General features: G+C 68.9%; 23 protein-coding genes and 1 tRNA gene. 8 read left to right on the forward strand and 16 right to left on the reverse strand.

All coding sequences use genetic code 11. The features are described from left to right. Positions 1-67 precede the first annotated feature (67 nt). A complete protein-coding gene (locus ACFE6Z_RS14860; protein WP_375386476.1) occupies positions 68-646 on the reverse strand; it encodes a DNA helicase in 579 nt (192 codons plus the stop codon). Between the two features lie 98 nt (positions 647-744). Here ACFE6Z_RS14860 and ACFE6Z_RS14865 point away from each other — a divergent pair, with 98 nt between their 5' ends. Both ACFE6Z_RS14865 and ACFE6Z_RS14870 read left to right on the forward strand, forming a co-directional pair. After that, the gene (locus ACFE6Z_RS14865; protein ID WP_375386477.1) at positions 745-1,302 is read left to right on the forward strand and encodes a peptidylprolyl isomerase; all 558 of its coding nucleotides are present in this window, start codon (positions 745-747) and stop codon (positions 1,300-1,302) included. Positions 1,303-1,320: 18 nt separating this feature from the next. Next, entirely contained in the window at positions 1,321-2,217 is an 897-nt protein-coding gene (locus ACFE6Z_RS14870; RefSeq protein WP_375386478.1) for a rhomboid family intramembrane serine protease, read from the forward strand. Between the two features lie 125 nt (positions 2,218-2,342). Here ACFE6Z_RS14870 and ACFE6Z_RS14875 read toward each other — a convergent pair whose 3' ends face one another. Continuing rightward, positions 2,343-2,582, reverse strand: coding sequence for a cell division protein CrgA (locus ACFE6Z_RS14875; RefSeq protein ID WP_375386479.1), 240 nt, complete (start codon positions 2,580-2,582; stop codon positions 2,343-2,345). Positions 2,583-2,683: 101 nt separating this feature from the next. Here ACFE6Z_RS14875 and ACFE6Z_RS14880 point away from each other — a divergent pair, with 101 nt between their 5' ends. From ACFE6Z_RS14880 to ACFE6Z_RS14890, 3 genes are read left to right on the forward strand one after another with little or no spacing between them, the layout of a single operon-like run. Then, complete coding sequence (locus ACFE6Z_RS14880) at positions 2,684-3,466, forward strand: class E sortase (protein WP_375386480.1); 783 nt, start codon at positions 2,684-2,686, stop codon at positions 3,464-3,466. Continuing rightward, positions 3,466-3,621, forward strand: a complete 156-nt coding sequence (locus tag ACFE6Z_RS14885; RefSeq protein WP_375386481.1) for a hypothetical protein — start codon at positions 3,466-3,468, stop codon at positions 3,619-3,621. Before ACFE6Z_RS14880 ends, ACFE6Z_RS14885 begins: the two co-directional genes overlap by 1 nt. After that, entirely contained in the window at positions 3,618-4,250 is a 633-nt protein-coding gene (locus tag ACFE6Z_RS14890) for an anthranilate synthase component II (protein WP_375386482.1), read from the forward strand. Before ACFE6Z_RS14885 ends, ACFE6Z_RS14890 begins: the two co-directional genes overlap by 4 nt. 10 nt (positions 4,251-4,260) lie before the next feature. Here ACFE6Z_RS14890 and pknB read toward each other — a convergent pair whose 3' ends face one another. The 7 genes from pknB to ACFE6Z_RS14925 all read right to left on the reverse strand — a co-directional run bounded on the left by pknB (position 4,261) and on the right by ACFE6Z_RS14925 (position 13,130). Continuing rightward, positions 4,261-5,961 carry a Stk1 family PASTA domain-containing Ser/Thr kinase gene (pknB, locus tag ACFE6Z_RS14895; RefSeq protein ID WP_375386483.1) on the reverse strand — a complete coding sequence of 567 codons (1,701 nt, stop codon included), beginning with the start codon at positions 5,959-5,961 and terminating at the stop codon, positions 4,261-4,263. Positions 5,962-6,030: 69 nt separating this feature from the next. Continuing rightward, positions 6,031-7,734: a serine/threonine-protein kinase gene (locus ACFE6Z_RS14900; RefSeq protein ID WP_375386484.1), complete on the reverse strand. Its 1,704-nt coding sequence runs from the start codon at positions 7,732-7,734 to the stop codon at positions 6,031-6,033. Further along, entirely contained in the window at positions 7,731-9,188 is a 1,458-nt protein-coding gene (locus tag ACFE6Z_RS14905; protein WP_375386485.1) for a peptidoglycan D,D-transpeptidase FtsI family protein, read from the reverse strand. The genes ACFE6Z_RS14900 and ACFE6Z_RS14905 overlap by 4 nt, the downstream gene beginning before the upstream one ends. A 1-nt stretch (position 9,189) precedes the next feature. Continuing rightward, the gene (locus ACFE6Z_RS14910) at positions 9,190-10,578 is read right to left on the reverse strand and encodes an FtsW/RodA/SpoVE family cell cycle protein (protein WP_375386486.1); all 1,389 of its coding nucleotides are present in this window, start codon (positions 10,576-10,578) and stop codon (positions 9,190-9,192) included. Further along, a complete protein-coding gene (locus ACFE6Z_RS14915) occupies positions 10,575-11,813 on the reverse strand; it encodes a PP2C family protein-serine/threonine phosphatase (RefSeq protein ID WP_375386487.1) in 1,239 nt (412 codons plus the stop codon). Before ACFE6Z_RS14915 ends, ACFE6Z_RS14910 begins: the two co-directional genes overlap by 4 nt. A gap of 16 nt (positions 11,814-11,829) precedes the next feature. Further along, entirely contained in the window at positions 11,830-12,393 is a 564-nt protein-coding gene (locus ACFE6Z_RS14920) for an FHA domain-containing protein (protein WP_375386488.1), read from the reverse strand. Then, positions 12,390-13,130: an FhaA domain-containing protein gene (locus tag ACFE6Z_RS14925; protein ID WP_375386489.1), complete on the reverse strand. Its 741-nt coding sequence runs from the start codon at positions 13,128-13,130 to the stop codon at positions 12,390-12,392. Before ACFE6Z_RS14925 ends, ACFE6Z_RS14920 begins: the two co-directional genes overlap by 4 nt. Positions 13,131-13,331: 201 nt before the next feature. Here ACFE6Z_RS14925 and ACFE6Z_RS14930 point away from each other — a divergent pair. Then, positions 13,332-13,415 (forward strand) — tRNA-Leu (locus tag ACFE6Z_RS14930). A 201-nt stretch (positions 13,416-13,616) separates the two neighbouring features. On the opposite strand, the gene ACFE6Z_RS14935 is transcribed toward ACFE6Z_RS14930, so the two are convergent. Together ACFE6Z_RS14935 and ACFE6Z_RS14940 are read right to left on the reverse strand one after the other, a co-directional pair. Then, positions 13,617-14,102, reverse strand: coding sequence for a GNAT family N-acetyltransferase (locus tag ACFE6Z_RS14935; RefSeq protein ID WP_375386490.1), 486 nt, complete (start codon positions 14,100-14,102; stop codon positions 13,617-13,619). A gap of 119 nt (positions 14,103-14,221) precedes the next feature. Continuing rightward, the gene (locus ACFE6Z_RS14940; protein ID WP_375386491.1) at positions 14,222-14,866 is read right to left on the reverse strand and encodes a GntR family transcriptional regulator; all 645 of its coding nucleotides are present in this window, start codon (positions 14,864-14,866) and stop codon (positions 14,222-14,224) included. A 329-nt stretch (positions 14,867-15,195) separates the two neighbouring features. On the opposite strand from ACFE6Z_RS14940, the gene ACFE6Z_RS14945 reads away from it, so the two are divergent. Further along, positions 15,196-15,402, forward strand: a complete 207-nt coding sequence (locus tag ACFE6Z_RS14945; RefSeq protein WP_375386492.1) for a cold-shock protein — start codon at positions 15,196-15,198, stop codon at positions 15,400-15,402. Positions 15,403-15,501: 99 nt separating this feature from the next. Here the strand turns inward: ACFE6Z_RS14945 and ACFE6Z_RS14950 are convergent, their stop codons facing one another. The 5 genes from ACFE6Z_RS14950 to ACFE6Z_RS14970 form a co-directional block, all read right to left on the reverse strand. Continuing rightward, positions 15,502-17,616 (reverse strand): bifunctional lysylphosphatidylglycerol flippase/synthetase MprF, encoded by a 2,115-nt coding sequence (locus tag ACFE6Z_RS14950; protein ID WP_375386493.1) that lies wholly within the window; start codon positions 17,614-17,616, stop codon positions 15,502-15,504. A 64-nt stretch (positions 17,617-17,680) separates the two neighbouring features. Then, positions 17,681-18,946: a hypothetical protein gene (locus tag ACFE6Z_RS14955; RefSeq protein WP_375386494.1), complete on the reverse strand. Its 1,266-nt coding sequence runs from the start codon at positions 18,944-18,946 to the stop codon at positions 17,681-17,683. A 5-nt stretch (positions 18,947-18,951) separates the two neighbouring features. Then, the gene (locus ACFE6Z_RS14960; RefSeq protein ID WP_375386495.1) at positions 18,952-19,635 is read right to left on the reverse strand and encodes an HAD hydrolase-like protein; all 684 of its coding nucleotides are present in this window, start codon (positions 19,633-19,635) and stop codon (positions 18,952-18,954) included. A 71-nt stretch (positions 19,636-19,706) separates the two neighbouring features. Further along, positions 19,707-20,402, reverse strand: coding sequence for an endonuclease NucS (gene nucS, locus ACFE6Z_RS14965; RefSeq protein WP_375386496.1), 696 nt, complete (start codon positions 20,400-20,402; stop codon positions 19,707-19,709). A 112-nt stretch (positions 20,403-20,514) separates the two neighbouring features. Then, a complete protein-coding gene (locus tag ACFE6Z_RS14970; RefSeq protein WP_375386497.1) occupies positions 20,515-21,756 on the reverse strand; it encodes an MFS transporter in 1,242 nt (413 codons plus the stop codon). Positions 21,757-21,816: 60 nt separating this feature from the next. On the opposite strand from ACFE6Z_RS14970, the gene ACFE6Z_RS14975 reads away from it, so the two are divergent. Further along, a complete protein-coding gene (locus tag ACFE6Z_RS14975; RefSeq protein WP_375386498.1) occupies positions 21,817-22,896 on the forward strand; it encodes a LacI family DNA-binding transcriptional regulator in 1,080 nt (359 codons plus the stop codon). Positions 22,897-22,974 lie beyond the last annotated feature (78 nt).

Consider the following 22,974-nt stretch of genomic DNA (forward strand, 5'->3'; position numbering starts at 1 on the left):
GGCGCCCGCTACTCGACGTGCGCGGGCCGTGGAGCTGGCGCTCGCTACTCGACCTCCGCAGGATGGCTCAGGCGTCGGGCGCGCGCAGCGGGTCGTCAGCCACCCACAGCTCGTCGTCGGCGCGCAGCGTCTGCCACGCGGCGTAGAGCACTCCGGCCGCGGCGGCGACGCCGAGGATGATGGCGATCACGCCGCCAGCACCGATGCCCTTCTTCTGCGGCTGGGCGAAGGCGAGCGATGCGGCGATCTTCTTGCTCGCGGCATCGCCGTACTTGTCGAGGCTCTTGGCGTAGGAGCGGGCATCCGGGAATCCGCTGCCGCTCGCGATGCGCGCGCGGGTGTCGTTCGCGGCGTCCCACACGGACAGGGCCGAACCGACGACCGCGCCCGCGGCGGGAACGACCCGATCCGAGAGTACCTGCCTGGAGAACTTGACGCTCTTGTCGACATACGGGGCGGCGTAGCGCCCGTAGCCGTCCTTCACGGTGGGGACGACCTGTTCACGGTGGAAGTGACCGAGCTGACGACCCGCTTGGCGCGCCACATCGGCTGCCTCGCTGACGAGGATCTGCTGCGACGCCCACAGGTCGTTCGCCTGGGACTGGAGCTTCTGGAGTTCCTTCTTGCGCTTGCGGCTGAGGCTCACGAGGGGCCCTCCCTAAAGGCTGAGGTGATGGTCGTCCCATCTTGCCAGACGTGGCCCAGAGCGGGAGGCCTTGCACAGAACTCTGAGAGAATGTACGCATGCCTCAGCACACAGCGGTTGCCACTCTGCACACCAACCACGGCGACATCGTCGTCAACCTCTACGGCGACCACGCTCCCCGTACCGTCAAGAACTTCGTCGGTCTCGCCGACGGCACCGGCCAGTGGACCGATCCCAAGACCGGCAAGCCCGGCGAGGGCCCGCTCTACAAGGACGTCGTCTTCCACCGCATCATCCCGAACTTCATGATCCAGGGCGGCGACCCGCTCGGTCAGGGCACCGGCGGCCCGGGCTACAACTTCGACGACGAGATCAACGGCGAGCTGAACTTCAACGACCCGTACAAGCTCGCGATGGCCAACGCCGGCCTGCGTCGCAACGCGATCACCGGCAAGGCCGAAGGCACCAACGGCTCGCAGTTCTTCATCACGACCGACCCGACGCCGTGGCTGCAGGGAAAGCACACGATCTTCGGTGAGGTGGCGGATGCCGCCTCCCGTGCGGTCGTCGACTCGCTCGGTGCAGTGCCGACCGGCGCGGGCGATCGCCCGATCGAGCCCGTCGTCCTGCAGTCGATCGACATCGTCACGGTCTAGGCATCACCCGCCACAGTTGTGACCACCACCGAATTCCGCCGCAACAGCGACAACTTCTGCTATCGGCATCCCGATCGGCAGAGCTTCGTGCTGTGTCAGCGGTGTCTGCGCACGATCTGCCCCGAATGCCAGACGCAGGCAGCCGTCGGCGTGATCTGCCCGGAGTGCCTCCGTGACCAGCAAAAGACCCAGACCCCGGCCCAGGTGAAGGCGCAGCGGCGCTGGGGTCGATCTCGCGCTCGGGTGGTCACCGCATCCGATTCTCGACCGCTGGTGACGTACGGGATCATCCTGGTCACGGCGATCGCCTACCTGACGCAGTTGATTCCCGGCTCACCGGTGCAGCAGTGGTTCGCGTTCTACGCGCCGCTGCTGTACCCGGAGCTGTCGGGCGTGTTCCAGCCGTGGCGGCTGTTCACCGTGCTGCTGGTGCACCAGGGCTTCTGGCATGTCGGGCTCAACATGCTCGCGCTCTGGATGATCGGGCGCAGCCTCGAACCGCTGCTCGGGCGCGGGCGGTTTCTCGCGCTGTATCTGATCAGCGGGCTGGGCGGATCGGTCGGGGTCGCGCTCCTCGGGTTCGGCGTGCCGGTGGTGGGTGCCTCCGGTGCGATCTTCGGTCTGTTCGGCGCGCTCCTCGTGATCGGCCGGCACATCGGCGCGAACGTCACGGGCATCGCGATCCTGATCGGGATCAACTTCGCGTTCCCGTTCGTGCAAGGTTTGATGGCAGGCTCGATGGCCGCGGTGCAGATCTCGTGGCAGGCGCACCTCGGGGGCCTGATCGCGGGAGCTGTGGCCGGGTTCATCTTCGCCCGGACGAGATCGGTCAGACGGCGGCGACTGCAGGTCGTGCTGTTGAGCGCGCTGACCCTCGCGCTGATCCTGCTGATCCCCGTCGCGGTGTACGGGTAGCGAGATCTCGATACGCTCGCGAGCTCGCTACTCGATCACCGCCGCACTGGTGCGTGTGGAAGTTATCCACAGATTCATCCACACCTGGGGATGAATCACACGGGTGTAATTCGAAGCGAGGAGCGCTATCGCCAGCGGGTCGTCATCAGGAACCCGATGAACGCGATCCCGAAGCCGATGACGAGATTCCAGGCGTCGATGCCGGGAATCGGATACTGCATGCCGCTCAGGTAGAAGACCAGCACCCACACGAGCCCGACGAGCATGAGCCCGAGCATGATCGGCTTGAACCACACCGGGTTGGGCGCGGCCTCACCCTCACTGCGCTCGACGAGCGGATCGTCGTTCTTTGCTGACCGTGCCATGGCGACCATTCTACCCGGCCAACCCGCCCCGCCAAGGCATCGTCGACAGGCATGCCCTTCTGCCAGCCTGATCACAGCGCCCGCTCAGTAGAATCCCCACTGTGAGCGCTGCGACGAAAAAGGCGAATGGGCCGGCCGCGCCGACCCTCCGCCCTCGGCGTCGCCGGGCTTCGTTCTTCGGAGTCCTCGGCGAGATCCTCATCACCATCGGCGTCGTCACACTCCTCTACGTCTCGTGGCAACTCTGGATCGGCGACGTGATCTACGGCGCGGAGCGCAACGCGGCGGGGCAGCAGCTCTCGCAGCAGTGGGAGGACGACTACCGCGCCCACCCGAAGTCGGCCACCGTTCCCGCCGCCACGCCGGCCACCGCGGATCCGGTCGTCCTGCCGCAGCCCGAGGACGCGCAGGTGTTCGGCACGATGCTGATCCCGCGTTTCGGAGCTGACTACAACGTCAGTATCGCCGGCGGCGTCACCCGCGAGGGAACGCTCGACCCGATCGGCATCGGACACTACCCGGGCACGAAGATGCCCGGCGAGGTCGGCAACTTCGCGCTCGCCGCCCACCGCACCACCTGGGGCAAGCCGTTCAACCGCATCGCCGACCTGCACGTCGGCGATGCGATCGTGATCGAGACGCCCGACGGGTGGTACACCTACCGCTTCCGCACGCTCGAATACGTCACCCCCGACGCGGTCGAAGTACTCTTGCCCGTTCCCCAGGCCACGACCGCGCCCGCCGGAGAGCGGTTCATGACGATGACGAGCTGCAGTCCGATGTACGCGATGAGCGAGCGGATCGTCGGGTACAGCGTGTTCGAATCGTTCACGCCCCGATCGTCGGGTCCCCCGCGGTCGCTGACCGAAGGGCTGACCACCTGATGTACGCCGGACTGTGGCACATCCTGCCAGGACCCTGGTGGGTGCGGGTGCTCATTCTCCTCGTCCTGGCAGCGGCGGTGCTGTACGGCCTGTTCTTCTGGGTGTTCCCCTGGGTGAGCCAGTTCGTGAACCCCCAGGACGTCACTGTCCAGTGAGCGCGGACGTGCTCGTCGTCGACAACCATGACAGCTTCGTGCACACCCTCGTGGGCTACCTGCACGAGCTGGGCGCGACGACGACCCTGATCGAGGCCGATGCGATCGATCCGGATGCCGCAGCATCCGCCATCGCCGCCTACCGCGGAGTGCTCGTCTCCCCCGGTCCTGGCGCGCCCGCGCAGGCCGGTGCGTCGATCGCCGTGATCCGTGCGGCGGCCGAGCGCAGCATCCCGCTCCTGGGGGTCTGCCTCGGGCACCAGGCGATCGGCGAAGCGTTCGGCGCGCGCGTCGATCACGCGCCCGAGCTGATGCACGGCATGACCTCGCGGGTGCATCACGACAGCAGCCCGCTCTACGCCGGCCTGCCCGACCCGTTCACCGCCACGAGGTACCACTCTCTCGCGATCGTCCCCCACACCGTCCCGGCCGAGCTCGTCGTGACCGCTCGCACCGACAGCGGCACGATCATGGGCGTCGCGCATCGCGAACTGCCGCTCTGGGGCGTGCAGTTCCACCCGGAGAGCGTGCTGACCGAGGGCGGCCATCGGCTGCTCGGCAACTGGCTCGAGAGTGTGGGCGTAGCGGATGCCGCGGTCAGAGGCGCCGCGCTGAGCCCACGTCGCTGACCGCGACGCGTCAGGGGCCGGTGCAGTAGGTCAGGGTGACCGTGGAGTGGACCGGCGCCTCGCCCGGCGGGAGGGACTGGGTCTTGACGATCGTCGGGGTCGACGCCTTGCAGCTCGGATCCTCTTGGGTGGCCACGGTGAGCTGCGAAGCAGGATCCTCGAGTTCGCGGGTCGCCGCCTCGACCGTGTAGCCGGTGAGGTCGTTGATCACGACGCGTCCGGTCGCGACCACGAGATCGACGGTCGTGCCGACCGGCACGACCGCGCCATCGGGTTCGGCGGCCGAGATCACGACACCGGCGGCCAGGCCGGGGTCGTTGCGAGATACCACCGCGCCGAGTGCGAGGCCCACCTGGGTCAGCGCGGCGTTCGCCGCCTCCTGCGAGAGCCCGACGAGCACCGGAACCGTGGCGGTCTGCTGCCCCTTCGAGACGTACACCGTGATGCGCTGCCCGGGATTGACCGAAGCGCCTGCGGCCGGATCGGTGCGGGTCACGTTGCCCTCGGCGATGTCCGAGTCGGCCTCGTCGATGCGGAAGGCGACCAGATCCTCCTCGGCGAGCATCGAGTTCGCCTTGTCGTAGCCCACGTCGACGACATCCGGAACGATGCGCGAGTTGGCGGGGATCTCATTGCCGCGCGGAATCGTCATCACCCAGATGAGCACCGAGATCAGCAGGACCGCCAGTACGGCGACGCCCGCCCAGATCCATGCGGCCGGGGGCCCGGCCTGCGTGCGCTTCATCGTGGTGTCGGTGCTCAGCTGCCGGAGCGACCGCGCCGTCTCGGCCGCCTGGCGCGGGCTCGGGCCGTACAGTTCGCTGGTGAGCGCGCCGAGCTGACGTTTGGACGGCGATGCGCCGTCGATCGTCGCGTCGAGCGCCTCACGGAAGCTCGCAGCATCCTGATACCGCTGGAACGGATCCTTCGCGAGCGCGCGCAGGGTGACGGCATCCAGCGCCCGCGGCACGGTCTCGTTGACCTCGGAGGGAGCCAGCGGCGTCTCGCTCACGTGCTGGTAGGCGACCGCCACCGGCGATTCGCCCCGGAACGGCGGGCGTCCGGCAAGCATCTCGTAGAGCACCACCCCGGCCGAGTACAGGTCGGCACGCGCGTCGACCGGCTCACCCTTGGCCTGCTCCGGCGAAAAGTACGCGGCCGTGCCGAGGATGGCGGTCGTCTCGGCGACCGTGGACGACGAATCCGACACCGCGCGTGCGATGCCGAAGTCCATGACCTTGACCTGACCGGCCTCGGTCACCATCACGTTGCCTGGCTTGATGTCGCGGTGCACGACGCCGGCACGGTGGGAGTACTCCAGAGCCTCGAGGATGCCGTCGACGTAGCGCACCGCGTCGGCCACCGGCACGGGGCCCTCGGAGATGATGTCTTTCAGGAGTTCGCCGTGTACGAGTTCCATCACGATGTAGGGGATGGGGTGCGACGTGCCGTCCGGCCCGATCTCGGTGTCTTCGCCCGCGTCGTACACCCGCACGATCGTGGGATGCGCCATCCGCGACGCGGCCTGCGCCTCGAGGCGGAAGCGGGTGCGGAATGCGTTGTCGGACGCGAGGTCGTGCTTCAGGATCTTGATCGCGATCTGACGACCGAGCGTGAGGTCGTAACCGCGATAGACGGAGGCCATGCCACCGCGCCCGATGATCTCGTCGACGCGGTAGCGCCCCGAAAGCACGCGTGGCTCAGCTGTCACGGTCGCTCCCTGGGTGGAAAGATCCCAGCCTAACCCAGTCCGATGACCGGGCCAGGCTGGGAGGGTCGATCAGGGGGTCGGCGTAGACGTGGCGGGCGGCGTCGTCGTCACGATCTGCGCATTGGCCTCGGGCGAGTCACCCGAGGCGCGCTGGCCAGCGCTACCGCTGCAGGTGACGGTGTACTTGACCGTCAACGTGCCGGCGGCGTTTGCGACGTTGATGTCGCCCTCGCGATCGTTTGGCCCGAATGAGGCCGACGATGCGCCGTTGACCGCGAAGATGCCGTTGGTCGCGACCAGGTTGTAGGCGGTGACCGACGTGCCTGCGGGGCACGTGTAGCCCGTCCAACCGACTTTCGCGGTTCCGCCCGCGTTCACTTGTGCGGGCAGCGTGGGCGCGGTCGGTGTCGCCATCGGCGTCTGGTCGCTGTAGAACGTGAGCGTGAGCAGCTGCGAGGGCTCGATGCGTCCGGTCGGAGACACTCGGTAGACCTTGTTCACGTCGGTCGCGGTCGGAGCCGGGTCGCCACCTACGCAGTTGACCGCTTCGACGCCGGCGGCCTTGGCCGCGTCGCTCGCAGCGGAGCAGTCCATGCCCACCAGGTTCAGGGCATCGATGTTGATCCTGGTGGCGGTCGGGGTCGGGGTCGGAGTCGGTGTGCGCGATGGGCCGACCGATACGCTCGGCGAGTCGGTGGGGCCTGGCGCAGGGGTCTGATTGGCGACCAGCGCCCAGACCGTGCCGGCGATTACGAGCACGAGCAGCACGATCAGGGCGATGAGCGGCCAGGTCCACGGGCTGCGCTTGCGCTCGGAGCCTTCGGCCGCCGGTTCTGCAGCGGGCAGGAGGCGCGTCGCGTCGGCGCCGTCGGTCGAGGTCAGCAGCTGCGTCGCATCGTCACTGGCGGTGGCGCCGGTCGCGATCGCCGGCACGGCCGCGGCAGCCGTGGCGAGATCGCCACGGCGCAGAGCCGTGGCCGCGCGCGCGACCGCCGCAGCCGAGGCGGGGCGATCCTCCGGCTTCTTCGCGATCATCGCCATGACGAGGTTCTGCACGGGTACAGCGACCGTCGGCGGAAGCGGCGGCGGCTGCTCGTTGATCTGCGCCATCGCGATCGCGACCTGCGATTCGCCAGTGAACGGACGCTTGCCCGCGAGGCTCTCGTAGGCGACGATGCCGAGCGAGTACGTGTCGGTCGCCGGTGACGCGGGGTGACCGGACGCCTGCTCGGGCGACAGGTACTGCACGGTGCCCATCACCTGACCGGTCGCCGTCAGCGGCACCTGGTCGGCGATGCGTGCGATCCCGAAGTCGGTGATCTTGACGCGGCCGTCGGGGGTGATCAGCAGGTTGCCGGGCTTGATGTCACGGTGCACCAGACCGGCGGAGTGGGCGGCTTGCAGCGCCGCGGAGGTCTGGGCCACGATGTCGAGGGTCTTGTCGGTCGACAACGATCCGTCGCGCTCGAGGATGGTCGACAGTGCCTCGCCGGGGACGAGTTCCATCACCAGGAAGGCGCTTCCGGCCTCCTCGCCGTAATCGAAGACGCTCGCGATGCCTTCGTGGTTGACGAGCGCGGCGTGACGGGCTTCGGCGCGGAAACGCTCGAGGAACCCCGGGTCGCCCATGTACTCGTCTTTGAGGATCTTGATCGCCACGGTGCGGCCGATCACGTGGTCGGTCGCCTCCCACACCTCGCCCATGCCGCCGATGGCGATCCGCGAGTCGAGCTCGTAGCGGCCGCCGAAGGTCACTCCCTGCGTCGGTCTCATTTCCCCAGCACCGCCTCCATGACCTTTTTCGCGATGGGCGCCGCGATGGTGTTGCCGCTGCCCGTTTGACCCTGCCCGCCGCCGTCTTCAACGACAACGGCTACGGCGACCTGAGGGTTCGTCGCCGGGGCGAACCCGGTGAACCACAGCGTGTAGGGCTGGTCCGACCCATTCTCCGCGGTGCCCGTCTTACCGGCCACGTCGACCCCGTCTATTCTTGCACCCGAGGCTGCGCCATCACTGACATTGGCCACCATCATCGTCACCATCTCCTGTGCCAGACCCGGGTCGAGCGCGCGCCCGAACTGGGTGTCGTCGAACGTCTTCTGCACCGACAGATCCGGTGCGACGACTCGATCCACCATGCGCGGGTTCATCACGACTCCGCCGTTGGCGATGCCCGCCGAGACCATCGCCATCTGCAGCGGGGTGGCCCGCACGTCACCCTGCCCGAAGCCCGTGAGAGCGGTGCGGTCGTCGGACAGCCCGCGCGGGTAGGTCGAGGCGGTCGAGGTCAGCGGCATCGTGAACGACGAGTTGAACCCGTACTTCTCCGCCTCTTCGCGGATCGCGTCGTCACCCACCAGCACGGCGAGCTGCGCCATCGGGATGTTGCAGCTCAACCGCAACGCGTCGGCGATCGTGACGGTGTCGCCGCCACCGCACGTGCCGCCGCCCGCGTTGCTGATCGCCGTCGTCGTTCCGGGGAGCGTGTACGACGCGAGGTTCGGCAGCGTCGAGGCGGGGGTGTAAGTGCCGGATGCCAGCGCGGCCGAGGCCACGACGAGCTTGAACGTCGATCCCGGCGGATTGAGGTCTCCCCCGATCGCACGGTTGAAGAGGGGATGCGCGGGGTCGGTGTCGAGGATGTCGTACGCGGCGTTCGCCCCGTCGCTGTCGTGCGTGGCGAGCAGGTTCGTGTCGTAGCTGGGGCTCGTCGCCATCGCGAGGACGCGGCCGCTCGACGGCTCGATCGCGATGACCGCGCCCTGGAGCCCGCTCAACGCTTCGTACGCGACCCGCTGCACGTTCGCGTCGAGCGAGAGGACGACGTTGGAGCCGCGGGGCGTCTGACCCGTGATGATCCGCTCGACCCGATCCAGGAACTGCGAGCCGGCCTTGCCGCTGAGCTCCTGGTTCATCGCCTGCTCGATGCCCGTGGCCGAGCCGAGCGCGGGATTGATGAAGCCCGTCACCGGCGCCCACAGGTCGGCATCGGTGTAGATGCGCTGCCAGCTGTACACGTCGTCGGAGGGCACCGATGAGGCGATCGCGGAACCCGACGCGATGATCGAGCCGCGCTGCACCTGATAGGAGTCGTACAGGGCGCGCGTATTGCGCTCGTTCTGCGACAGCGATTCGGCCTGCACGACCTGGATCCAGCTCGTCGAGCCGAACAGCGCGAGGAACATGATGAGCATCAGGATGCTGAGTCTTCTAAGTTCTTTAGTCATGTCAGCCGATCACCACCCGAGGACGGCTGCGGACAGCATCCGAAATGCGCAGCAGCAACGCGACGATCAGCCAGTTCGCGACCAGCGACGATCCGCCGGCGGCGAGAAACGGTGTGGTGAGGCCGGTCAAGGGGATCAGACGTGTGACGCCGCCGACCATGATGAACACCTGGAGGGCGATGATGAACGACAGGCCAGTCGCGAGGAGCTTGCCGAAGTCGTCCTGACCGGCGAGCCCGATGCGGATGCCGCGGCTCGTGAAGACCATGTAGAGGCACAGGATGGCGAAGACCCCGACGAGCCCGAGCTCTTCGCCTAGGCTGGGCAGGATGTAGTCGCTCTGCGCGAGCGGGGTGATGTAGGGCCTGCCCTGTCCGAGACCCGTGCCGATGAGACCGCCCTGCGCGAGACCGAAGATGCCCTGCACGAGCTGGTAGCTGCCGCCGTTGCGGTCGATCACCTCGGGGCTGAAGGCATCCAGCCAGTTCGCGAACCGGCCGCCGACGTACGGGAGCACGCGCGAGGCCAGGAACGCGCCGCCCGCGGCCAGGATGACGCCGATGATGACCCAGCTCGTCTTGCCGGTCGCCACGTACAGCATCGCCACGAACATTCCGAAGATCAGCAGACCCGTGCCGAGGTCGCGCTGCAACACGATGATGCCGAGCGAGACCAGCCAGATCACCAGGAGTGGTCCGAGTTCGCGGGCACGCGGCCACGTCATGCCGAGGAACCGCGTTCCCACCGACGTCAGGCTCTCGCGGGTGCGGACGAGGTAGCCGGCGAAGAAGATGGCGAGGGCGATCTTGGCGAGCTCGCCGGGCTGGAAGGAGAAGATGCCGAACGACACCCATACATTCGCGTTGGCATCGGTGCCGATGCCGGGGATGAACGGCAGCACGAGCAGGAGGATGCCGATGAACCCCGACACGTACGTGTACCGGAAGAGCACGCGGTAGTTGCGCAGCAGCACCACAATGAGGATCGCACCGACCAGTGCGATGCCGGCCCACGCGAGCTGCCGAGTGGAGAATGCCCCCCAGCCGTGCAGGCCATCGGCGATGTCGATGCGGTAGATCATCGCGATGCCGATGCCGGTGAGGAGGGTGGCGATCGGCACGACGAACGGGTCGGCATCTCTGGCGACGAGCCTCAGGACGATGTGCAGCGCGATGGCGAGCGAGGTGAGTCCGCCGCAGTAGATCAGGAACTTCGGATCGATCACCCCGGCGGCGCCGAGCTGCACGAGTGCGACGGCGGACGCGTTGATCGCGATCGCGAAGATGAGGAGCGCGAGCTCGCGGTTGCGGTGCGTCTGCGGAACGCGGATGCGGCGCAGGGCCCGGAGTACCGCGGTATCGGCAGAGACCTGCTCGGGGGCGACGGTCATCGACTCACCGCCACGGTGTCACGGAGGCGGTCGGTGATCTGCTGGGCATCCTGGAGCGACTGCGCAGACACCGTCGCCTCGACCGCGGATCGCTCGAACTCGGGCAGATCGGCGATGGGGATCGCGGTGTCGAGGTACACGGACGAGAGTGAGATCGGGCCGATGTCCTGCTGTATTCCGCGGTAGATCACCACGGTGTCCTGGTCGGTGCCGACGAAGTAGCGGGTCTGGGTCCATTGATAGGCCAGGAAGAGCCCCCCCGCGATGAGGGCGAGCACGACGACGAGTCCGATGATCCAGCCCGCGCGCCGCCGCCGGGCCCGCCGCCGATCCTCTTCGATGAGCTCCTCGAGGAACTGCGCCTCTGGCTCGAAATGCGTCGGCTCGTTGGCGGCCTGACGATTCGGGTGCAGCCATCCGCCGCGGCCCGATCGGGCCGCGGGCACCTCGATGCCGATGGGGTTGGAGGCCGACCCCACGATCGTGGGCGTGCCGGAGAAGATCGGATGCTGTCCTCCGACGTCGACCAGGACGAGGGTGACGTTGTCGGGCGCGCCGCCGTCGAGCGCCTGCTTGAGCAGCGCGTCGGCGGTGCGACCCGGGGCGAGGCCCGCTCCGAGCGCCTTGGCGGTGTGGGCGTCGTCGACGACGCCCGAGAGGCCGTCGGAGCAGAGGAGCCATCTGTCGCCCTGCTGGGTCGGCATGATGAACGTGTCGACCTCGGGGTCGGCATCCATGTCGCCGAGCACCCGCATGAGCACCGATCGGCGCGGGTGGAATCGCGCCTCCTCCGGCGTGATCCGCCCCGAATCGACGAGTCGCTGCACGAAGGTGTGGTCGGTCGTGATCTGAGTGAGGGCGCCGTCGCGGTACAGGTAGATCCGCGAGTCGCCGATGTGCGCGATGACTGCGTAGTCGTCGACCATCACGAGCGCACTGACGGTCGTGCCCATCCCCGCCAGCTCCGGACGCACGGCGACCGTGTCGATCAGCTCGGCCGCAGCATCCGAGATCGCATCGCGCAGTGCCCGCTCGGCCTCGGACGTCGAGGCGAACGGCTGATCCACCGACTGCAGGCGCATGATCGCCAGGCTCGAGGCGACGTCGCCGCCCGCGTGACCGCCCATGCCGTCGGCGACGGCGAAGAGGTTCGAGCCCCCGTAGCCGGAGTCCTGGTTGTTGGAGCGCACCTTGCCGGTATGCGAGATCGCGGTGCTCGAGCCTTGGAAGACCATGGGTAGGGGTCCGCTGCTACTTCCGCAGCTCGAAGGTCGTCGCGCCGACCTTGATGGGGGCGCCGACCGTGATCGGCACGGGCGCCGTCACGCGCGCGGCGTCGTGCCACGTGCCGTTGGTGGAATCGAGGTCCTGGATCATCCACTGCTCGCCCCAGAGCACGAGACGCGCGTGGTGGCTCGAGGTGTAATCGTCGCGGATCACCAGGCCCGACTCGCTCGACCGGCCGATCGTCAGCGGCTCGGTGCCGAGGGGCAGCTCGAGTCCGGTCTTCGGGCCGCTCGTGATCACGATGCGCGAGACCGCCGACGTCGTGGCCGGTCCGCCTTTGACCCCGGCCTTGGGGGCGCCGATCGGTACGACCGTGGCGGTCGCGGCGCCGGCTTGAGCCGGGGCGGGGGCGGCTGCCGCCGGGGCGGCTGCCGCCGGGGCGGCTGCCGCGGGGGCGGCGGATTCCGGCATCCGTCGCACCTTCACGCCGAACAGGTCGGCGCGCAGCGAATAGACGACCGCGAACACGAAGAACCACAGCAGCAGGAGGAAGCCGATGCGCAGCAGCAGGAGGGTGAGCTCGCTCACGGAAGCGGTCCTCCTTGGCGGGTGTCGAACACGCGGGTCACATCGGATGCCTGTGCCGACGGTCGCGGCGGGGCGGCCTGCGCAACCACGCGGAACACGATCTTGGTGCGCCCGATCGTCACGGTCGAATCGGGCGCCAGCGCCGCCTCGGTGACCTTGCGTCCGTCCAGGAGCGTGCCGTTCGTCGAGTTCATGTCGCGGACCATCGCGCGCTCGCCGTCCCAGAGGATCTCGACGTGCCTGCGGCTGGTGCCCGGGTCGGCGATCGTGATGTCGGCGTCGCTGCCGCGACCGATCACGGTGCGCGACTTCACCAGTGGATGCCGCCGCCCGTCGATGTCGATGACACCGCGCCATGCGACCGTGCCCTGCGCAGTGGACGATTCCACCCGGAGCGTCCCGGTGGACAGCTGCTCGTCGCGGACGAGGGCGATCGAGACGGGGCCGGCGAACGAGTAGCCCTGCGCCTTCGCGTGCTTCTGCACGAGTGTGTCGAGCTCGTCGCCGAGAGCGGGGCCGATCGTCAGCATCCGGTCGTTGTCGGCCGGCGCGAGCCGCACCGTGAACGTGTTGGGCGCGAGGATGCGATCGCGGGTGACGACCGCGGCCTTCTTGTCGAGCTCGCTGCGCAGTGCGGAGGCGATCTCGACAGGCTGGATGCCGCTGCGGAAGGTCTTCGCGAACGCGCTGTTGACCGCGCGCTCGAGACCCTTCTCGAAGCTGTCTAGTAGTCCCACAGGGCTCCTCGGGCAGGCCAACCGGTCGCGTACATGCTAGTTGGCTCCGCTGTGGTGACCGTGAGAGGCGCGAGAACACGCTCGAGTGGGCTCCGATCTCGTTGAAATCAGCGGGGGTTGTGCCCACCGGAGTTCAGGAGTGCGGCGGGGCGCGTGATATCCTCGGGAGGTTGAGTCGTGGATCTTCGGACGCCGCGGTTCGCGCGAGTGGCGGAATAGGCAGACGCGCTGGCTTCAGGTGCCAGTGCCCGAAAGGGCGTGCGGGTTCAACTCCCGCCTCGCGCACCGGATGAGAAAGACCCCCCATGCTTTTCGGGGGGTCTTTCTCATTCCCTGGACGAGGTGTCGCGGCGAACCCGCCTCGGGCGGGCCCCTGCCGCCCGAGGCTCCGCCCGCCGCGAAGCGGCGAGCGGAGAGGCGGTAGGGACAACTCCCGCCTCGCGCACGGAATGAGAAAGACCCCCCATGCTTTTCGGGGGGTCTTTCTCATTCCAGGGTGGGGACGAGCGCGAAGACGATCTCGTCGACCTCGCGGCCGAGACCCGGCGCGAAGCTCACCTCGCGCCGCACCTCGGTGAAGCCCGCCTTCGACAGCACCGCAACCGACCGGACGTTGTCGGCCGCGGCGCGCGCGTAGAGGGGTCGCTCCGGCTCGTGCGAGACGAGCAGCTCGAGCGCAGCGGTCGCGACGCCTCGGCCCCAGGCGTGCCGCGCGATCCAGTAGGTGACCTCGCGGTCGCCGTCGACGGTGAAGAGCCCGGCGGTCCCCGCGAAGCCGCCGTTCTCGGTCACCACGAACATCCGCACGCCGACGGTCGTGCGCTGGCGCTCGAGCCATGCGTCGAACGCGGCGCGGTCGTCGGGGTCGGATGCGGTGAATGCCGCCATCGCGACCGCCTCGGGGTCGCGCATCATCTCGAAGATCGCGTCGAAGTCGTCGTCGTCGAGGTCGCGCAGTGCGATGTTGCCCACCCGGACCACGCTAAACGAGTTGCGGCCGCCCCGCACCAGCGCAGGACTTCGCACCAAACCAGGGCGACTCACCGCAGCATCCTCCTGCGCTCGCGCGATCTCCTGTTTTCGTGAGGCGGTCAGGAGAACCCGTGCAGGGTGAGGAGCATCGTCTCGGCGAGGATGCCGTCGCGGGCGGCGACAGCATCCCGCAACCTGACGTAGGCCGCGCTGCGCTCGTCTCGATCCTTGATGTACGGCTGCCAGCCGGCGAGATCGCGACGGATGACCATCTCGGCCTGCTCCATCACGATCCGCAGCATCGTGTTGCCCGTGGCAAGCCCGATCGCCTGCAGGAACGCCGCACTCGACTCGATGACTCCCGCCAGATCGTCGGCGAGCGAAGCGGTGACGGTGACATCGGCGAGTTCGACGGCCGCGGCGAGTTCCTCGTCGGTGCAGCGCGGCAGTGCCATCCGGAGGGCGCCGCCCATCAGGTGCACGACGAACTCGTGGGTGTCGGCCCGCTTCTGGTCGTCGGCGACCGACACACGCGTGTATCGGTTCGCGGCGACCTCGACCAGGCCGATCCGCTCGAGGCGCTGGATGGCCTCGCGAACGGGAGTGCGCGATACCCCCATCCGCGCGGCGATGTCGACATCTCGCAGACGCTCGCCCGGCTGGAGACTGCCATCGAGGATGGCGTTGCCGAGGACGGTGAACACCTCGTCGCCGAGGATCGTGCCGCGGGGGTCGAGGGGGGCGAAAGCCGTCTCGCTGCTCATGGGTGCGACAAGTGTACGTCGAGCCCAGATCCGCAGAAGTCCGCCGTTCCGGGGCGGGGTGAAACCCTCGCCGCCGAACCGATATATCAGTAGAGTTGTCGCCAGTCACGCTTCGCGTGGCCTATCCGGGGGGATCCGTCGACGCCCGGGCCTTCGAGTCTCGCTCGGGCCCGGGCGTCGAATGGTGGGGGGCGCAACACCGGATGCGGGGGCCGCCGTTGCAACGTTTGTGTCACCATCCCGGCCCGGGGATGAGTTCGCCGACCGCGTTCGTTAGCGTGGGGCCAACCGCGCACGTGGCGCGGCTCCTTCCAGAAGAACGGCACGAAATGAGTACCCAGGGCACTGTCAAGTGGTTCAACTCGGAGAAGGGCTTCGGCTTCATCGCTCCCGATGACGGCGGCGCCGATGTGTTCGCGCACTACTCCGCGATCGCAGCGAGCGGCTACCGCTCCCTCGAAGAGAACCAGCGCGTCGAGTTCGAGGTCGCGCAGGGCCCCAAGGGGCTCCAGGCCGAGAACATCCGTCCGATCTGACGGGCACGTGACGCACAGCGGTCGCTGAGCTTGTCGGAGCGTCGATCGCGACCCTTCGACAAGCTCAGGGACCGTCTGGGGGCTCAGGGACCGTCTGGGTCAGTCCTTGCCGCTACCGCGCACGAGCTCGATCCCCGCACCGGCGAACTGTCGCAGTGTCGCGTCGGGCAGGAAAGCGCGCGTGAGCGCGGCCGCGATACGGGTGAGGTCGCCCTCGTCGTGGAAGAGCAGGTACATCGTCTCGAAGCGCGGGTTGAACTTCATCTTGAACCTGTGCAGCGACTGGAATCCGTAGAGCGGCTCCAGCGAATCGGCGAGCTTGTCGCTGAGGTCGGCGATCATCCCCGCATCCGGCGGGTAGTCGTGAGCGAGCGGCGCACCCGAGAGCGACATGATCTGGGCGCCCTCCTCGGAGAAGAGGCGCGCGGACGAGCCGATGAGGAACTCCATCACCGGACCGAATCCGCCGTCGCGGCGCCGCATCAGATCGAGGGTCCAGCCCCTGACCTCGCCGTCGCCGCCGTAGACCGGCAGCCACGAGAGGAAGCCGTCGATGTCGCCCTCCGGCGACACGGCGATCGCGAGGCGGACCTCGGGGTCTGTGGCCTCATCGAGTGAGCCGAGCGTGAATCCCATCTCGGGAAGGCCCTTGTCGCCCACCCACATCTCCGAGATCGCCCGGATCTGCTGCTGGACGCCCCACGACTCCTTCTTGAGCTGCGTCATCCGGAACGTCATCTCTTCGCGCCCGGCCTTGTTCATGGCGGTGCGCACCGAGTTCCACTGCTTACCGGTGAATGCCAACCCCGGCAGGTCGACGATCGTGTCGTCGGCCACGACGAGGCTGCGCCACGAGTCGGGCACAGCGGCCTGCGTGGCCTCCGATGCGCTGAAGAAGCACGGGATCAGGCCCGCGCGCTCGGCCATGTCGATGAATTCCCGCACCGACTCTGCGCGATGCTCCTCCGGTCCGAGCGGATCGGCCAGAGCGAGCGCGACGCCGGCGCGGCGCTGGTATACGACGACACCGTTGGTCGTGCGGGCGAAGTTGTTGCCGCCCCACGTGCTCATCCACGAGAGGGTGCCGCCGCCGTACTGGCGGATGTCCTCTTTCACCTCGTCCAGTCCCGGCCCGGCGGTGGTGCCGATCCTCGACCTGCGACGGGCTTGGAAGGCGCGGCGCACCAGGATCAGGTAGATGAACACGAGCGTCCACAGCACGGCGGTCGCCAACGGCACGGTCGGGTCGCCGTCGATCGTGAGCTCGACGTCCTGGTGGTCCAGCAGCAGCATGGCGACGACCAGAAGAGCGCCGACCATCATGTTCAGGACCGAGAGCAGGATCGTGACGACCCACGCCCAGCGGCGTCCGCGGTTCAATCCTGTCGCGACGAGGAGGATCACGACCGTGTCGATCGCCACGTCCCACCACGACCCCGAACCGGCGGCGGAGTCGCCGAACGGACCGGACGTCGGGGTGAGCAGCGTGAGGATCTGCACCGCCCCGAGCGTGAGGATCGCGATCGACCCGACGAGGCGCTGTTCGCGGACCGTCGTGCGCTGCACGCGTAGCGAACGATCGACGGCCAGGACGCCCAGCACGGCCACGGCGTGCTCGACATCGGCCAGCGCACCCCAGAAGAGCACCGCGACGAACAGGAACGCGAGCAGGACCAGCCAGGCACGCGTGCGCCACGGCGCCACCAGCAGGCCGATGGCTGCCGCGATGCACGCCATCGTGCCGCCCGATGGGCCTACATCCGTGAGCAGCGCCTCGTACTGCGCCCATGGCCACGGCAGCATGGCGGCGAGCCAGAAGAACAAGGCGGCGCCCAGCACGGCGAACAACTGGCCGCCGCCGAAATACAGGAGAGCCGTCCGGGTGCCGCGGCGGAATTCCAGATAACCCATGCCGGCGAAGCCGGCGATCGTGAGGATGTAGACCCACGGCAGATTGACGAAGAACGTGCCGGTCAGGGGAGTCCACCACTGTCCCGCCTGGAAGGCCGGGAGACCGTACGCCACGGAGTCGAAGAGGGGGTTGTCTTCAAAGTTCGACCACAGGCCGCCCCAGGCGACCCCCGCGATCAAGATCGCGGCGACCACGACCAAGGTCGCGGGCATGCGCACGAGCACCCGCACGATGAGCGGTCGCTCGACCGGCGTCTGGGCTGCTTCGGTGGTCGCGGCGTGGGAAGCGGCGGCATCGGTCATGGGGTCAGGTTACCGGCGCACACGCCCGCGGTGACAGCGACCCAGGTCGTCACCGTTCAGACGCTCACTCGGCGCCGAGCCGGTCGTAGTCGGCGAGAGCCTGGGCATCCTCGGCATGGCGCATCGCCCGGCGCGCAGCATCCAGAGCCTCCACCGGATCCTGGGCGCGACGCGCAGCCGCCAATTCGTCCTGGGCGGCGGCGAGCCGCACGCGCGCGTCCGCGCCCGACCGGCCATGGGCCGCCGCTCCCTCGGCGCGTGCGACCGCTCCGCGGGCGGCCGCGAGCGTTCCGGGCAGCGCCGTCCGCGCGCCGCGCAGGCGCTGCTGGGCGGTGCGCGCGTCGCCGAGAGCCAGGTCGAGCCTGTCGCGGAGCCGCGCGATGGCGTCGACGGTACGAGTGGGGCGGCGCGCAGCATCCGTCTCGAGAGCCGAGAGTGCGTCCTGGATGCTGCGCACCTCGTCGCCGAGTCGGTCGGCGCCTTCGGGCTCGAGCTGCTCGCGGGTGAGGATCGCGTGGCGGAGCGCCGAGCGCGCCGAGTCGAACTCGGACGCAAGCGCCTGGGCTGCCTGCGTCACGAGCCGGTGCGTCTCTTCGAGTGCGCGCGCATTGGCCTGCGCCTGACGCAGGGAACGCTCGGCACCCGCGAGGTCGGCGAGCGCGCTGCGCGACGGATCGGCCGCCGCCGCCGTCGCCGCGGCGAGCAGCTCGTCGGCCGCATCAGCCTCCGCCGTCGCGTCGCGCGCAGCCCGCGCGGCCTCGCGCCATTCCTCCTCGTCGAACCTGGATGAGAGGTCGGCGACGAGCGCGGAGGGATCGCCCATGCTCTCGCGCAGGGCCGCCAGTCGCGTGCGGGCCGAGGCGATCTGGTCGGCGGCGGAGACGTTCTGGGCCACCCAGTCGGCGTGCTCGGCGCGAGCGCGCGAGATGGCCGCGAATGCAGCATCCGTCTTCGTGGTGATCCGCGATGCGACCCGGCGGATGTCGCTCGGCAGCATGTCGGATCCGCTGATCCCGCGGTACTCGACGAAGGCGTCGTCACGGACGTGCTGCGCCGTCATGCGCGCTCGGCGCAGCGACGTGGGCGCGCCGCCGCCGTACAGGGCGCCCGACAGGCCGACTTCGAGTTCGAGCTCGTCGACGGCATCGTCCAACCGCACGAGCGAGGCGCCGGCGTCGGCGCGCACCGCCTCGGCCGCTGCGCGGGCCCTCGGTGAGCGCCGTGATCGCCGGATCGCCCAGGCGATCACCGCGAGCGCGATCGCCGTGACGCCGAAGACGACCAGAGCCGGGATCACCCAACCCAGGATCGCCGCGACGGTCTCAGGCACCGGCCTCAGGCTTCCGTCTCGGGCAGCAGGATCAGGTCGCGCAGCTGCGCGACATCGTCGACCACGCCCTGCGCCCCCTCCGACTCGTGCGGCCAGCTGAAGCCCCAGCGCACGAAGATCGATGGGATGCCGTTGGCCGCGGCGCCGTCGACGTCATGGTGACGATCGCCGATCAGCACGGGCCGGCTGATGTCGATGCCCGCCGCCGAAAGCCGGCGCAGCGCCTCTGCGACGATGTCGGCCTTGGCCCCGAGGGTCTGCTCGTCGGGGCTCGCACCGACGATCGCCGCGAAGTCGTCGGTGAGGCCGAAGTGCTCCATGAGTGCGCGCACCTGCACCTCGGGCTTTGAGCTCGCGGTGGCCTGCGGCACGCCGGCCGCGTGTAGCTCGGCGATGAGTGCGCCGACGCCGTCGTACAGCTTCGCGCCCGTCGTGTAGCCGTCGCGCTTGCCGAGCTCGCGGTAGTAGATGACCGCTTCAGTCGCCTGGTCGGGCGTCATGCCGAACTGCTTCTGGAACGTCTCGAACATCGGCGGGCCGATCCAGTGGATGAGCTCTTCGCGCGTCACCTCCGGACGACCGAAGTGACGGCTGGCGATCTGCAGGCGGTGCAGGATGCCGTCGGAGGCATCGACGATCGTGCCATCGACATCCCACAGGATGCAGGTCCACGGGGATCGGTGAGGCATGCCACTACGCTACCGGGCCGGTCGGGTCATGCTCCGCTCGCGGGTCCGGATCCCGCGTCGAGATGGCCTGGTCAGAAGAGGCGACCGGCGCTCGAGTCGACGCCCTTCATCTCGTCGTAGTCGAGGGTGACGCAGCGGATGCCGCGATCCGTCGCCAGCACCCGGGCTTGGGGCTTGATTTCCTGGGCGGCGAACACGCCGGTCACCGGCGCGAGGTGCGGGTCGCGCCCGAGCAGCTCGAGGTAGCGCGTGAGTTGCTCGACCCCGTCGATGTCGCCGCGGCGCTTGACCTCGACCGCGATCGTGCCGCCCGCGGGGTTGCGCAGCAGCAGGTCGACCGGGCCGATCGCGGTCGGGAATTCGCGGCGCACGAGCGTGAGCCCATCGCCGATCACGTCGACCTGGGCGGCGAGCAGCCGCTGGAGGTCGGCTTCCACCCCGTCCTTCACGAGGCCCGGATCCACGCCGAGCTCATGAGAGGAGTCGTGCAGGACCTCGTGGATGTGCACGAGCAGAGAATCGCCCGACTTGGCGTGGGTGACCCGCCACTGCTCGATGACTCCATCGGCGATGATGTCGGCATCCGGAGCCTCGACCGTGAGGGTGCACGGCGGGCTCATCCAGTTCAGCGGCTTGTAGCTGAGCGAGTCGGAATGGACGAGGATGCTGCCGTCGGCTTTCAGCATCAAAAGCCTCGTGGCCAGAGGCAGGTGCGCGTTGAGTCGTCCCGCGTAGTCAACGGAGCAGCGGGCGATGACGAGACGCATCCGACGAGCCTAACGTCGGCGCACGGCCGTTCTGCCCCCGCAATGCACCCTCGGCGAGGGTGCATTGCGACGGTCGAGGGTGCATTGCGACGGTCGAGGGTGCATTGCGGGGTCAGCGGTGCGAAGACTTCTGCCCGGCGCCGACCTCGGAGCCCGCGATCGGCTTGGCTGCGCCGGAAGCGAGACCGGATGCCACGATCAGCGCGACGAGGATGTAGAGCGTGTTCAGCAGGCCGAGGTGCTCGCTGATGATGCCGAGCACCGGCGGGCCGGCGAGGAAGGCGATGTACCCGATCGTCGCCGCGGCGCTCACGCGGGCCGCGGCCTTGGCGGGGTCGTCGGCGGACGCCGACATCCCGAGCGGGAAGCCGAGCGAGACACCGGCGCCCCACAGCGCGGCGCCCACGAAGATGAGTGGGATGCTCGGGGCCAGGATGAACACGAGGAGTCCTGCGGTCGCGGTCACGGCGAGCACGCGGAGCGTCGCGACGCGGCCGAAGCGGTCGACGAGCGGCCCGCCGAAGACGCGCACGAGCGTCATCGACCCGGAGAACACCGCCAGTCCCGCGGCGCCGAGCGCAGCATCCGCTCCGTGACCTTCGACCACACCGAGCGCGAGCCAGTCGTTGGCCCCGCCCTCGGCGAAGGCCATGCCCAGGATGATCACGCCCAGGGCGTAGGTGCGCGGCTCCTTCCAGGCAGAGAGCGAGACCGACAGACGCTCGCGCCAGCCGGCCTTCTCGGCGGGGCCGGCCACGTCGAGGTTCGCATCGCGGGCGGGCACGTTCGCGATGCTGACGACGCCGACCACCACGATGAGCCCGGCGATCACGCACAAGTGCGTGATGATGTTCGCACCCGCCCAGATGGCGAACACGCCCAGGCCGGCGCCGATCACCGTGCCGAAACTGAAGAAGGCGTGGAACAGGGGAAGGATCGTCTTGTTCCCGTGCTTCTCGATCGACGCACCTTCGACGTTCATGATCACGTCGCACATGCCGTTGCCGAAGCCCCACAGCGCCAGGCCGACGAGCACCACGCCGTATGAGCCGAACACGTCGGCGCCGACGCCGATGACGGCGATGCCGAAGGCGAACAGGATCATCGCGCCGAGCATCCCGTTGCGCGCACCGAATCGGGCGAGGATGACCGACGCGAGAGTGACGCCCAGGATCGAGGCGATGCCGCCGACGAAGAGCATGAGGCCGAGCTGGGCGCGATCCACTCCGACGGCGCCCTTGATGTCGGGCACCCGGGCGGCCCAGGTCGAGATGCTCAAGCCGCTCGCTAGAAAGATCGCGAAGACCGCCGCCCGCCATCGCACGAGCTGGGAGCGGGTGAGCACTGCATCCATGCCGACACCCTACCGAATCGATTCGACACAGGGAAACACGCCCGGGTACGATCGAGTCATATGAGCACGCATCGCGCCACGATCACCGACGTCGCACGTGCGGCGGGGGTCTCTCCGTCGACCGCCTCGGTCGTCTTCAGCGGCAAGACCCCGGTGTCGGATGCCACCCGCCGGCGAGTTCTGGACGCTGCGGCCGAGCTCGGCTACACCGGTCCTGATCCGCGCGCGGCGTCGCTGCGCCGCGGACGCTCCGGCATCGTCGGCGTCGTGTTCGAGGGGCATCTCGGGGCGGCATTCCTCGACCCGGTGAAAACGCTCATGATGGACGGCCTCGCCGACGGCGTCGCGTCGCTCGGTGCAGGGCTCCTGCTCCTGCGCGACTACATAGGTTCCGACGGGCTCCATTCGGCGGGTGGCCCGCTCGGTACCGAGCCCACGCTCACGACCGCGCCGCTGGATGCCGCGGTGCTCATCGGGTGCAGCGGCACCCTCCGCGAGTCACTCGACGTGGTCAAGGCCCGCGGCATCCCGGTCGTCGTGATCGAGGGCGATGCCGGCGAGGGCGTGCCCCAGATCCGGCTCGACAACCGCGAGGCCCAGCGCCAGGCCGCCAGCCACTTGCGTTCACTCGGCCACACCGATGTCGCGATCGTGACCCTGCCTCTGGACAACGCCCGCGAGCGCGGCTGGATGACACCCGAGCGCGAGGCGGCGATCACGATAGACGTCACGCGCCACCGCCTGCGCGGTGCCCGCGACGTGTTCCCCGACGCACCGGCATACGTCTCGGCGGGGAGTTTCATCGATGAGGGGCACGCCGCCGGGCGGCTGTTGTTCGCCCGCGAGAACCGGCCGACGGCGGTGATCGCGCAGAGCGACCTGCTGGCTGCCGGAGTGATCCGCGCCGCCGAAGAGGCGGGACTCCGCGTGCCCGATGACGTGAGCGTCACCGGCTTCGACGGCATCGTCGTCGACGGCCTCTCGCCGTACGAACTCACGACACTCGTGCAGCCCGCCACCGAGAAGGGGCGCGCCGCCGGGCAGGCGGTCGCCGCCATGCTGGAGGGGCGGGATGCTGCATCCCTCCGTTTCACGTGCGTGTTCCGCGAGGGCAACACGGCGGGCCCCGTCCCGGCCTGACCAGTCCGCCCGAGGGTCGACCGCGCTGCGCCGGATAGACTGAACCGGACCCCGATCGCCCGCGCCGCAGCCTCGCAG

Origin of the sequence: uncultured Microbacterium sp. (assembly GCF_964244775.1) — a bacterium.
Classification (GTDB): Bacteria; Actinomycetota; Actinomycetes; order Actinomycetales; family Microbacteriaceae; genus Microbacterium.